The 11,553-nt window shown below is 63.3% G+C and carries 11 protein-coding genes; 7 read left to right on the plus strand and 4 right to left on the minus strand.

Annotated features, from left to right (window positions below):
• Positions 1 to 336 precede the first annotated feature (336 nt).
• Positions 337 to 1,119: a hypothetical protein gene (locus tag I6A60_RS39140; protein ID WP_203022097.1), complete on the minus strand. Its 783-nt coding sequence runs from the start codon at positions 1,117 to 1,119 to the stop codon at positions 337 to 339.
• A 277-nt stretch (positions 1,120 to 1,396) separates the two neighbouring features.
• Between I6A60_RS39140 and I6A60_RS39145 the strand changes: the two genes are divergently transcribed.
• Complete coding sequence (locus tag I6A60_RS39145) at positions 1,397 to 1,768, plus strand: hypothetical protein (protein WP_203022096.1); 372 nt, start codon at positions 1,397 to 1,399, stop codon at positions 1,766 to 1,768.
• A 349-nt stretch (positions 1,769 to 2,117) separates the two neighbouring features.
• On the opposite strand, the gene I6A60_RS39150 is transcribed toward I6A60_RS39145, so the two are convergent.
• Both I6A60_RS39150 and I6A60_RS39155 read right to left on the minus strand, forming a co-directional pair.
• The gene (locus I6A60_RS39150; protein ID WP_203022095.1) at positions 2,118 to 2,648 is read right to left on the minus strand and encodes a restriction endonuclease; all 531 of its coding nucleotides are present in this window, start codon (positions 2,646 to 2,648) and stop codon (positions 2,118 to 2,120) included.
• Positions 2,638 to 3,528: a hypothetical protein gene (locus I6A60_RS39155; protein WP_203022094.1), complete on the minus strand. Its 891-nt coding sequence runs from the start codon at positions 3,526 to 3,528 to the stop codon at positions 2,638 to 2,640. The genes I6A60_RS39150 and I6A60_RS39155 overlap by 11 nt, the downstream gene beginning before the upstream one ends.
• A 517-nt stretch (positions 3,529 to 4,045) precedes the next feature.
• On the opposite strand from I6A60_RS39155, the gene I6A60_RS39160 reads away from it, so the two are divergent.
• Positions 4,046 to 4,963 (plus strand): hypothetical protein, encoded by a 918-nt coding sequence (locus I6A60_RS39160; protein ID WP_203022093.1) that lies wholly within the window; start codon positions 4,046 to 4,048, stop codon positions 4,961 to 4,963.
• 684 nt (positions 4,964 to 5,647) lie between these two features.
• Positions 5,648 to 6,676 (plus strand): hypothetical protein, encoded by a 1,029-nt coding sequence (locus I6A60_RS39165; protein WP_203022092.1) that lies wholly within the window; start codon positions 5,648 to 5,650, stop codon positions 6,674 to 6,676.
• Positions 6,677 to 6,806: 130 nt separating this feature from the next.
• Here the strand turns inward: I6A60_RS39165 and I6A60_RS39170 are convergent, their stop codons facing one another.
• Positions 6,807 to 7,916, minus strand: a complete 1,110-nt coding sequence (locus I6A60_RS39170; RefSeq protein WP_203022091.1) for a hypothetical protein — start codon at positions 7,914 to 7,916, stop codon at positions 6,807 to 6,809.
• Between the two features lie 328 nt (positions 7,917 to 8,244).
• Here I6A60_RS39170 and I6A60_RS39175 point away from each other — a divergent pair, with 328 nt between their 5' ends.
• From I6A60_RS39175 to I6A60_RS39190, 4 genes are all read left to right on the plus strand, one after another.
• Positions 8,245 to 8,496 carry a helix-turn-helix domain-containing protein gene (locus tag I6A60_RS39175; protein ID WP_203022090.1) on the plus strand — a complete coding sequence of 84 codons (252 nt, stop codon included), beginning with the start codon at positions 8,245 to 8,247 and terminating at the stop codon, positions 8,494 to 8,496.
• Between the two features lie 225 nt (positions 8,497 to 8,721).
• Positions 8,722 to 10,032 (plus strand): hypothetical protein, encoded by a 1,311-nt coding sequence (locus I6A60_RS39180; RefSeq protein ID WP_203022089.1) that lies wholly within the window; start codon positions 8,722 to 8,724, stop codon positions 10,030 to 10,032.
• Between the two features lie 213 nt (positions 10,033 to 10,245).
• Positions 10,246 to 11,214: a hypothetical protein gene (locus I6A60_RS39185; RefSeq protein WP_203041885.1), complete on the plus strand. Its 969-nt coding sequence runs from the start codon at positions 10,246 to 10,248 to the stop codon at positions 11,212 to 11,214.
• A partial coding sequence (locus I6A60_RS39190) for a hypothetical protein (RefSeq protein WP_203055851.1) occupies positions 11,211 to 11,553 on the plus strand: 343 nt, incomplete at its 3' end. The genes I6A60_RS39185 and I6A60_RS39190, both read left to right, overlap by 4 nt.

Consider the following 11,553-nt stretch of genomic DNA (forward strand, 5'->3'; position numbering starts at 1 on the left):
TCGCCGGCTCGCTCGCGGCGGACACGTCACGCGGTGGGCCACACGACCGACAGCCAACAAGATCTAAAACAGGCTCTAAGAGCCTTGGGGCTGTGGGATACTATCCGAACTTTTGAGTAGTAAGAGTCTCTAGGGTACCGCCGAACAAGCTCGCTGCGGATGGGTATCACAGGCCACGGCTTGCACAAGCGGGCGGATCAGTCTGGCGCGAAGCTGGTGGCGGGGATCCTTCATTTCGCCCAAATGGTCGATGGTATTGGCCCGCACGCCGGCTCTTCTGGCATGGGGTTTTGGTGATCTAGAAATCTGGGAACGGCGCCAAGGTGCGCCTATGTACTACTCCCCGTTGACCAGCTGCTCGAGCGTTTTGCCGTCGCCGAAATGGTCACCGCAGGCCAGAAACAGGGCAAGGGCGGCGGTTCCCAAAAGGGAAGTGCGCTGGTCATGGTCGACCACTGGACAGGCAGGGTCGCCATACATACGGATTTGCAGGCCCTCTGCGACGGCGGTAAGGATATGCGCGAGTGCCTCGGCCGTTATGCCAGGCCGGAGCTGCACGCCTTGCTTGTCGGCGATTTCTTGGTAGCGAGGCGCCCAGGTTTCATCTACGCGGCGATACATGCGGATGAGGGCGTCACGAGTCTTCTCATCCTCGGTCGCATAAACTGTGGCGATGAATTGAACTTTCGTGGCCGTGTTCTCTACGGCGGTGATCAAATCTCTATAGGCGACATCGTGGATCGTGCGCGCTAGGTTTTCTGTCGTGGTCAACTCGTCGCGGCCCGCGGCGATTGCACTGACGTACTGCTCTTCGAATCCCTGATTGATCATCCAAGCTACGACGTCCCGCACATATTCGTCGTGGTCTTTCCAGCGGTCGCGAATCGCGTTGGTGGTGAGTTTTTCTCCGGTGTGGCGGTTGTACTCCTCCGCGACCACACGGATAGATAGCCAGCGACGCAAGAGCGGATCACCGCCCGCCAACTGCCGCTCGATCAGCCGCTCGCCAGCTTTTATTAGCTCAAGAGTCTTCGGATGTCGCGCCACAGCTTCCCGCGCCTCCTGGGTCATCCGGTCGGCCGAGCGCACGCAGCCCAAGAAGAGCTTGGCAAGGTCCATGATCCCCCCTTTCCTGACGGCGCAAATGGTAGCACCTGTGTCCACACATGTGTGTGGACACCCCTGTGTGGACACAGGTCCCTGAACACATCCGTGTGGATAGGCATCCACACGGATGTATGGACACACATTTGTCGTAGCCAGGATCGGTCAGGCCATCGCAAGCTGGAACCACCTAACCTGGAGGGAGGCTTTCCAAGTGACAGCGGAACGACCTGACGCCCCGCAGCTACCCCCGTCCGCGGATGCCGAAGAGCCCGACCGGCGAGGTCGGACGATGCGCAAGACATTCGATGCTCTCGTGCCTCTGCTGACGCTCGTCGGCGCACTCTTGGGCCTCATCCCGAGTCACGCCGTGACCAGCAACCTGCACGTCTCGCCCTCGACACGGCTCGGCGACTGCCCACAGGGTGGAAACGTCGAGCTTATCGAGGGGAGCGGCCCGTACGCCGGGCCTAATGCCAGCGGTCAGGGCGACGATCTGGTTTACCCGCCCTCGAGCCTGAGGCCAGCGGATACCTTGATCGCCTACGTGCGGTGTGATCGTCCAGCGCGACTCGGTGGTAGCTACTGGGAGATCATGACCTTGACTTCCTACCCGGCGCGCGACGGACAGGCGGCGTCGACGGATTCCGGCGGCGTTCGCTAGAACTGAGCGTAGCTATCTGGCTCCAATGAAACGGGCAAGCCGAATAAATGCAAAAGGATCAAGTCCCAGTCGGCCGGAGAGCGGCCAACTGGGACTTGCCCTTGGGGAATCCGGCTGGCAGAGGTCGACGTCACCGTGAGGTCATCGGCGGTTTTGCGTACGAGCCGCCTCATGCCTTGCGCTTCGTCAAGCTGATCTACACCTCTGTGCGCAGGTTCGACGAGTGGCGCTGCGTGGCAGTGCGCACGACGCTGCTGGCAAACTGCGCGTCGAGGATGCGGCAGGCGTCGACGCTCGACCATGGGTGCCAGCAGCGATCCGAAGAAAGGACCAGCCCGAGCCACGCTTGTTAGGGCACCCCGATCGTCCCGGTGGCGAACGCTTTGAGATAGCGCCGGTGCAGGAGCTCGACAAACTCTGTGACGGACCGCAGGCCGGCGATCTCGTCAGTGGTGATCACAATGATCTTGGTTACCCGAGCGCTGTGTAGCCCGATGGCATGGGCGTTCGTAAGGTCGTTGGGACTGCCAGTGATCCCGTTGGCAGCGACGAGGACTCCAAGCTCGACGCCACGACCAGCCAAGATGCTCATGAAGTACCCGACGGTCTTGCTGTCGACGCGCGCGCTCCAGTCCTTGCACTCCACGAGGAGGACACTAGGCAAGAGGTTCAGGCCGTTGGGTAGCTTGCCGTTGCCAACGGCGACATCGATCTGCTCGGTGTCGAAGACGTTCGTGACGTTCGCCTCGGCAATGCAGCCTGGAACCGCCTCGAACAGGTACTTGGTGAGCTCCTCGTAGAGCTTGCCCTTGGCATCGGAGGTCGGGGCGCTGCGTGCGTCTGCCAAGAAGCGGTGGATCACCCTAGGATCAAGCGTCATCGGGCAGCCCGTGAACAATGCGGTTCCGGACATCGATGAGCCATCGCCCGAGCGCCGGCCCGGGAAGCGCTCGGCGCAGTTCATCGATGTGCAGGACGACGACTGGTAGACGACCCAGAGGACGAGGAGTTCGGGGCGCCCCGTCGTAGACCAAGAGTCCCAACGATGCCCCACGTGCGAGCACGGCCTCTGCAAGATCTCGCGTGACGCGGGCCAGGTCGAGGTCCCTCTGGGCCTTCACCTCGACGAGCACGGGTCCGAGAACCTGTTCTGTGCCCGGGATGACGACCGCGGCGTCCACGCCGGCGTCGTGTGGGAATCTGACGGCTTCCTCGACCAGGGCGCCGCTATCCCGGAGAAGGTCGATCACCTCTTGCTCCAGGCGAAGCGCATGCGTGGTGGGACTCTCCGCGGTGGTCTCACGCGCTGGGGTGGCCAGCGGCGGGGTGAGGCCCCGGCGGAACCCTGTCTCGCTAGCGTGCCGCTGCATCGCAGCGACCTGGACGAACAAGCTCAGGTGGAGCCGGAGACTGGCTTCGTCGGAGACGCCGGCGATCAGCCAGGCGTTGGCGGCGGCGTCACCGATGCCCGGTAGTTCGGCGTCGGTATCCTCGGCCAGCACGATCAGCGGCAGCCCGCGCCCGAGCGCGATCCCCATCTCCAGGTACAGCGCGGCCAATACGGAGACTGGCAGGCCGTCCGGCTCGGCGGCTGGCAGCACGGCCGCCGCGAGGTCGAACTTGTCTAGCGGCACCGTTGCCAGCTGCGCCCCGACCAGCAGATCCGTGGTCGTCGTGATGTCCGTGTCCAGCTCCTCGAACACCACACGCAGCGCCGTCAAGTCGGCGGTGACGGGCGCGATCACGAGGCAGTGCGGCACAAGGTCATCGTACGGCCTGGGCCTGGGCATCCTGCCGGGTCGGTGCCGCTGAACAGCCGGCACGCCTCGAGGCCGTCGGGAGGAGGGGTGCGCCAGACCGCGCGGATGCCCGCTTCGGCGCCCACGAATGCTACGGCGCTGGCGAAGATCCATCGAGGTTGGTCCTCTCGGGCTGGGCGGTATGGCGTTGGCCAACCGACGCCTCGCGGCGGTGAAAGGTCTGGTCGGCCCGCCGTTCCGTCGTGTCAGAGGGGCGGTGGCGGCGCCGTGCGATCACCATGCCAGCCGGCAAAACGGCAGGTCAAACAGCTGTCAATGCCTTTGCAGCAGTATTAGATCGCGCTCACAGCGGTGCTTCTTGATGTTCCCGGCAGTAGGGGCTCTCCCTTGCAGGAGTATCGATATACCCTTGCGGCCGGCACCCATAAAGGAAGAGGACCCCCCGGGAAACCCTTAGCATCACCCCTACCCCCGTTACCCCCTGGTGCCCCATCTGCAAAGGTGAAGGACTTCGCCGGTGCCTGCCACGACTGCCAGCCGAGAGGCCTTCCAGACCCGTGTGCGGCTCGTAGAACGCTCGAAGCGGTTCTCGGGGGCGCGCTTCCCGATCGAGTTCATGCGCGCCACGGACACCGGTGCACCGCCCCTGGCCCGGCTGGTCCGGGACGGCCCGGGCGGTCGCGGTGGCGAGGTGCGGCTGAAGCTCTACCTGTGCCTGACCCTGCTCGCCACCCGCAGTCCCTACGACATCCACGGCGTAAACCCGTGGGCGTGGGCCAGGGCCTTGGGACTGCGCGACCCGGACAAGGCCGGTACCCGTCGGATCAACGACGCGCTGGACTGGCTGCGGGACGCGCATTTCATCGAGCTGGAGCGTCACTCCGACGGCAAGCCGACCGTGATGCTCCTGAGCCCGGCCGGCGACGGCGGCCGATACCGCGACCGGAGTGGACCGGCCTTCGGTAACCGCTACGTGAGCCTGCCGGTCGGGTTCTGGATATGGGAATGGATCACCACGCTGTCTGCTACAGGCGTGGCACTCCTGCTCGTCCTCCTGGATCTCCAGGGGGGCTATGTCGAGGACGACCCGCCGTGGATTGGCGGGCAGGACAGGAAGCGCTACGGCCTGTCGGAGGCAACCTGGACCCGGGCCACGGAGGAGCTGACGGACACCGGCCTACTGACCGTGCGCCGCGAGTGGCGCGGCCATGTCTTCGACCGGCCGAGGCTGCGTAACACCTACTGGATCGACAAGGAGCGGCTCAACCATCCGCCGGGCGAGCCCCTCACCCCAGCTGAGGAGGAGGCGCTCCTGCCTCCGGACCTCGCGACCTATTTCCGCGATGCGAGGCAGGTGCTAGCGGACCGTCAGGCCGCGACGTCCGCGTTCCGTGCCCAGACACCGAGGCGAAGGGCTTCCGGCACCGGTCGGTAGGCGCTCGCGGACTTGGTGCTTGCCGAGGGCGAGTACCCCGCAGAGTTCTGGCCTACGGCTCGGCCCCAGAACGACGCCGCTCCCTCAAGAGGGTTCTGGGCCGGTGTCGACCGATGCGGAGTCTTCAGGTCGGTCGATTGACACCGCGGCATTGCTGGGCAGCTCTTCGGTGGAACGGACGCTGGTGGGCAGGTTCAAGAGCAGCTTCACCAAGTAACTCACTGCTGCGACGGTGGGAGGGACCGCCGCGACGGCTGCAGCGCCCCACAACGGAACCGCCACCGCCATCCCCATCAGCAGCGCGGCAGTAGCGACGACAACGACTCCGACAAGCCTGCTTGGCATGATCGTATCGCTCTCTGGTCGCGGGGGCGACCCTGGTGGATCTTGCTTTGAGGCAGACACGCTTCATCGCCGGTCTTGCTTGAAGTTGCAGGCGTATCAAACGATTTAGGCCCTAGCGGCTCGGCTATGTCCTGTGTTACGTTGTTTGAGTTGTGTGCGCGAAGCCGCCGGCGGATGAAGGTGTTGTCCTTCCAGGCTCGCCGCGCCCAGCTTGTGGGTGTCAACTGTGGGATTGCCGGTCATGGGTGTGTGCAAGTGGGGCCCCGGGCATAAACCTCGCCCGTCGGGGGTAACTCCTGTTGAAACCGATTCAACCGGCAAGACGGGTCAAATCAGCTGATGCCTACCGATAGTGATGAGCCGAGTACCGATAGTATTCGCAGAGAGTTGCAGGCGGTCGCTCGCGATGAGGGGCTGACAGCCGCCAAGCTTGAGCACTCGGAGCTCGCAGGCTTGATAGTCCGTCGTGTCGATTGGAGTCCCTCCGACTTCGGCGGTGCCTTCTATGAGCTTATCTGCGAGACAGTCGGTCAGCTTCGCGAAGAAAAACTGCGGCTGGCCGCCCAAGCGGCGCTAGGCTTAGGAGATGGCCAATTTCCCGGCCGCACGCTTAGCCTGCGCCAGAAGGAGCTGGCTGCCTCCAAGGGAGTTCATGGCGACACGGTGCGCGACTGGTGGCGCGACGCCGCCACTCGCATCGCGGAGCGGCTGGTAGTCCTCGTTGCGGATCTGAATCAGAATCCGGGCGATTGGGACCGATATCGGAGCGACCGCCCTACTGGAACCATAGAGGCGGGCACGCGGCCGAATTTCTCGCTGTCTCGTGTTGATGTGGCATGGAGGCTCGTCGGCAAGGTCGGCCGGGAACTCGTGAGCTACCGATCGCTCGTGGCACATGCCGACGGAATTGACCGGTACTCAGTCCAGTCGTGGTATTACAGTGATCCGAGGCACTCGGCTTACCGCGTCCACCCGCTGTTGAACTGCGCACTCGGCGAGAGTACTGCGATGCCGCGCGGAATCCTGCTGACAGATCTGCTGTTGCCCGAGACCCTCATGAAGGGAGACCGGGTGTTCTTCGCGTACCGGGTCGAGATCGACTCCGACCGCGCCGCCGAGCCTATTTTCCTCCATGAAGTCCGGGCGGCGTCAGTCGAACGGCTCATCTTTCGCGTACAGTTCGATCCGGACATGCTGCCTGGCCTGGTCTGGAGCTTTGCGGCGCGGGGCGAGCTGGAGCCGTTCACGCTTCCCCCGGATGGATCTTCGCGATATCTTCGTCCGAGCCGCTTGGGCTACGTCGAACGCGAGTTCACCAACTGTGCCTATGGGGGGAAGTACGGGATTTCCTGGCGCTGGGTAGAATAGGTATGATGGTCGTATAATTGGAGGATTGCGCGATGTGGGACTAGGTTGATCAAAATTGGCGGCCCATCGGAGGCCGCCAATTTTTTTGGGGCAAGTCGATGGCGTTTTCGGACCGCCCCTGATCGGGCAGTCAGGTTCTGTCCTCAAGCTCTCGGTCGAGCACCCAGCAGAAGGCGATGCTTGACCGCGGGAAGACCCAGCCGTCGTAGCGCACGGTCACGGTCGGCGGGGGTGCGTCCTTGGGGCTGCGGACCACCTCCGTTTCTTGAGCACCGGGGATGGACTCCATGACGTTCATGTAACGGATGCCGGCATCACCGTAGGCGAGAGTTACGGCGACGCCCTTGCACGGCGCGCCGAAGTCGAGGCGCAGCAGGTGGCCATGCTGCTGAACGAGCTCGCGGAAGGTGTAGGCGATCTGGACTTCCTCGCCAGGTGCGGTGGCGAGGTCTGCCAGGTTGACAGTGCAGACCTGGGCCCCGGATCGGGTGGCCCGGCGCACCGGCCGGGGCCTGCCGTTGACCGTGAAATCCAGAAGCTCGTAGACGTTGGGCGAGGCGGCATCCAGCCCAGCCCGGGACTCGAAGTAGTAGGCCTCGGTGGTAGCTGGGTCCATCAGCAGCTCTCGGTACTCGTCTGGGGTGGACACACAAGCGAAGCGCCGCGCGAGCTGCTTCGGCACGACGCGGAACTCTCGACGGATCGTGACGGCGAACATCGCGTCAGGTCCCGTCCGCGGCCCGACGGCGGCCGGAGATAGAGAGACCGACACCCTCATGTCAGACCGGCGCTCCCCGTCGGGCGGGGCCTGCTTGAGAAGATCCTCGTAGAGGTCGTGGGCCAGACCCTCATCGCGCAGCTGGACGGCCAGGGCGTTGCGGGCTACCCGGTCCAGTGTCTCCGTGGAGGCCACGCTGGCGAGGGTCTCGGGCGCGAAGGCGAAGCCGTCGATGACGGCGTCCCGGATGGCCGGTGCCTTCTTGGTGATCACCTCGTCTAACCGCTCCATGGCCCGGGAGTCCGCGTCCTGAGAGTCGACGTACTCGAAGGCCACGACGATCAGGCCGGTGGTGAACAGGGCGGAGCCAATGTCCGTGAGCGGCAGCGCCCACAGCCAGCCCCACGCGGGAACCAGTTCCGGATGGTGCGCCACCGCGAGCAATACCAGGCCGGCGACCGTGAAGACCGTGGCGAGCAGCGCCAGCTTGGTGGCGTAGAGGCGTTGGAGTGGCGACTTCATTTTCATGATCATTATAAGACGGCCGCTCTCGTCTTACAACGGCACGAGGCCCGGACCAGGTAGCGAGCGGTCCGGGCCTCGTTGGCTGGGGCATGGGGTCAGCCGGAGCTGCCGCCCCCGGTGCCGTCGCCGCCGTGGACCGTGAGCCGTGCTGTCATGGTCAACTCCTCTGTCTCGCAGGACGAGCCTGCCCGTCCAGGCGCGGGCCCGGTCCCGCTCGCGGTGAGCTGGGACAACAGCCAGACTAGACGAATAGTGACTAGACGAAAATGTCCTAGACGACTTGTCTCTGGATGTTGTGTCGCTAGACGGATGGGCTTGGGTCGTCATGGCGACCAAACGAGGCTCCGAGGCGGCGCAGGCGTTCGGCCAGCGTGTCCGCGACCGTCGGCATGCCTTGGGCAAGACCCAGGAGCAGGTCGCGGCCGACGCCGGCATCCACTGGTCCTATATCGGGCAAATCGAGCGAGGTATCCGCAACCTCACCCTGGACAACATCCTCAAGCTGGCGGTGGGGCTTCAGATCGACCCGGGGGAGCTGGTCAAGGGACTGCGCCCCTCCGCCAACGAGGACGCGTAGCCGTGGGCCTACCGTTGCGCCGTGATCCCACAGTTACGCATGCCCCAGCTCGCTCCCTCCGGCCCGGCCGGGTGGCCCGAGCCTGAACGGGGCTACCCGCCCCTCTTCCGAGGTCGAGCGCCACTCAGGAGGCTCGTTGTCCTGATCGACAACCACCTGCTCGTGGAGCCGCCGCACCGCGCGCAGTCCAAGGCGGCCCAACTGTCCGGGCTCCTGGCCCACGCGATGATCGAGTTCTACCGATACGCGGACGAAGGCCCGCCGGACGAGTCGTTCCTGGCTGGTGACGGCCCTCACGTAGCGCCCGGGTGGGTGGCGTTAAAGCCTGGGACCGACGAGGACAACCCGGCGCTGGTGTACAGCCGCGAGGCCGGCATCACCCACATGGGGATCGTCGGCAACGGCATACCGTCCGCCGGCCGCGACATGGCCGCCTCCTCCTATCAGGGGCTTGGGTCCATGCAGGCCGCTACGCGCCGGCGGGCCGACGCCACAGCGGTCGAGGTTGCCGAAGCGATCGACGCTGACCTCTTCGTGACCGACCGGCCGTACGTCTTCGAGAAGCTCGCCCAGCAGACCAACGGCGTCACCTGCCTTACCCCCGACCAGGCTCTTCCCCTAGTCGGCCTGTACCTCCGGGCGCAAGGGGCGTACGCGGTCTATGGTCCGAACAGCCTGGGCCCGGCGTTGGCGCGGTGGAACCGCGGTCTCCTGTACTGGGTGGGTGCGCGCCAAGCGCTGCCCGCCGCCTGGCGGTGGATATCGGCCTGCGTGCAACACGCCCAAGGTGGTGGCGATGATCGACTGCCTCACCTGGGCGGCTCGCTCGTTCAGCGCGTCGAGCGCGCTCTCCGTTCCCGGGATGCGGTCCATCTGGCGCTCAACCAGCCACAGAACAACGACACCGCGGACGATGCGCTGGCCGCCTTCGACGAGGCGGCTCTGCTCCTTATGGGGGCGGTCGACGCATCGGCCCGTGTAGCCCACACGGTACTGGGGATCATGAAACCCTCGGTCCGCCGGGCTGGCTGGCAGAACGGTGACTGGATGAGCGAGGTGCAGATCCGACGCTCTGCCCTTGCAGCAGTCGTGGCTCCCGGCACGGCCGCCGAGGCCGCCTTAACGATCCTCCGGCTAATGCGCAACACCATCCACGGTGAAGCCATGGCGGCTATCAATCGGCGCGATATCGACTCCCGCCAGATGCGGACCATCATGAGCATGCCTGGCGTCGACCAGGCAGCCCTTCTTGCGGCCACAGGCGCAGCCGGTGGCGACGCGAGCTGGGGGATCTCACCTCAGAGGCGAGGCATCCACGCTGATGCCGGCGTCTTGCTCGACCGTCTCTTCCACGAGGTCGTTGAAGTCCTCAATCGCCTGATGGAGGAAACGCCGGTGGAACAGTTGGCACATGTCGCCCTCGGGCCCGCCAATAGCGGGCCACAAGGCGGAAAGAGTGACGCAGTCTGGGATTCTGCCAACCGCCTCGCCGTCGCTTGGCAGTTGGGCCTTGGAGGCCGGGCGGAGCAACCGTGATTCCCGCCCGCTACGGCCGAGCTAGACCCTAAGTTTCGACCCCGGCGGTCGCCGATGAAACTTGCGGGGTTACCTGACTTCATTCCTGCTGCATGCCGAACGTGCTATTCTACAGTCAAGCGGGGCCTACCTTGGTGGCACTGGCCTTAATCTGCGTTCTGTGTTATAGTCGGCTTCAATTAAGATCAATTCTAAACTTGTCAGACATTTTTGATGGACGAACATATAACTGAAAAGCTCGTACGCATTCGACGGGACACCGCTGCCGCCCGTTCGGTCGTAGCCGCTTCGCCGCAGTTCGACTCCACGATTCTGCGATACCAGAAGCCTGCCCTCAGAGTCTGGGGCAACGTTCAGGCACGCCTCGCAGCGAAAGAAGCAGTGTTCGGGATTCCATACAGGCTAGCCGAAACCCCAAAACTCTACGGGATCGACGCCTTTGTTACGCTCTCACCGTTCATCACGGAGGGCCGACAGCTCGAACTCCTCGCCGAGTTATTTGTGATCTTCTATCTGAGTGTTCACTACTTCGATGATCATGTTGAACATCGAAGTAAGTTCTTCTCGAAATTTGAGTTCGCCCCGGATACGAATCTAGATACGCAGCACGGAGCCGCGCCGTTCTCGTTCCTGCTCATTGCGATCGACATAATGTATGACGTCCTGGATGACATTTCGGTACTAAGTGATCGATCGAGACTCAGGATTGCGGATAGGCTTGTGGAAAGCCTGGCCCTGCAAACCCGCTACTTTGCGGCGGAGCGCCGAGCAGATCTTACTCCACAGGATGTCCTGGAGATGAAACAGCGTGAGGTTTCTGGGCAGACGTTGGGCGTCGTCGCCGACATATTGTCTTACGTGCCTTCAAAGAGGGAAGTCGACATCGAGCGGCTAAGAAAAGGTCTTGTGTATCTGGGCTCACTCACCCAGATTACGGATGACATCCGAGACATGGATCTAGACCGCCAGATGCACAACGCCAATATTGTGAACTCGTACGTGAGGGTCCAAGGCGGTAGTGCGCTGGGCGCCTTGGCGGACACCTACGATAAAGAGGCTACGCTTGCTTCGGAGTTTCTTGATTCCTATACTACAGAAGAACTATCCACGCTTATGTCTTTGCCGCTCTACCCTTTCGTTATTGATAAGTCCGCGCTGCGGCCGCCAGGTGCTCCACAATGATCGTCCATTTCATCGCCGCCAAGAATAAGATCGAAAGAGACTATGCCGGTTACCGCGCGATCATAGATACCATTACAGACCTCGGCCATCAGCTGGCCAGAGATTGGGTTGATCCTGAACATGAGCTCATGGTGGCCAGAAAGGGATACGGCACTATAGACTGGACGGACGTCTACCGGCAAAATATGGCGGCTCTCTCCAGATCTGAGGTGGTAATAGCCGAAGCAAGCAGGGGAAGTAGCGCAACCGGTTACATGGTATCCAAGGCCATCGACCAGAAGACTCCGGTGCTCATTCTCACCAAGAACAACCAGCTCGAAGTGGGGTTTACTGCTGGAA

This window comes from Frankia sp. AgB1.9, from assembly GCF_016786355.1.
In the GTDB taxonomy this organism is placed as follows: domain Bacteria; phylum Actinomycetota; class Actinomycetes; order Frankiales; family Frankiaceae; genus Pseudofrankia.

What these genes read in the sequence shown, in the direction of transcription:
- I6A60_RS39140 (WP_203022097.1), bottom strand. Translation starts at nt 1,119, where the DNA reads ATGGACCTTGCCAAGCTCTTCTTGGGCTGCGTGCGCTCGGCCGACCGG.
- I6A60_RS39145 (WP_203022096.1), top strand. Translation starts at nt 1,397, where the DNA reads ATGCGCAAGACATTCGATGCTCTCGTGCCTCTGCTGACGCTCGTCGGC.
- I6A60_RS39150 (WP_203022095.1), bottom strand. Translation starts at nt 2,648, where the DNA reads ATGACGCTTGATCCTAGGGTGATCCACCGCTTCTTGGCAGACGCACGC.
- I6A60_RS39165 (WP_203022092.1), top strand. Translation starts at nt 5,648, where the DNA reads ATGCCTACCGATAGTGATGAGCCGAGTACCGATAGTATTCGCAGAGAG.
- I6A60_RS39170 (WP_203022091.1), bottom strand. Translation starts at nt 7,916, where the DNA reads ATGAAGTCGCCACTCCAACGCCTCTACGCCACCAAGCTGGCGCTGCTC.
- I6A60_RS39175 (WP_203022090.1), top strand. Translation starts at nt 8,245, where the DNA reads ATGGCGACCAAACGAGGCTCCGAGGCGGCGCAGGCGTTCGGCCAGCGT.
- I6A60_RS39180 (WP_203022089.1), top strand. Translation starts at nt 8,722, where the DNA reads ATGATCGAGTTCTACCGATACGCGGACGAAGGCCCGCCGGACGAGTCG.
- I6A60_RS39185 (WP_203041885.1), top strand. Translation starts at nt 10,246, where the DNA reads ATGGACGAACATATAACTGAAAAGCTCGTACGCATTCGACGGGACACC.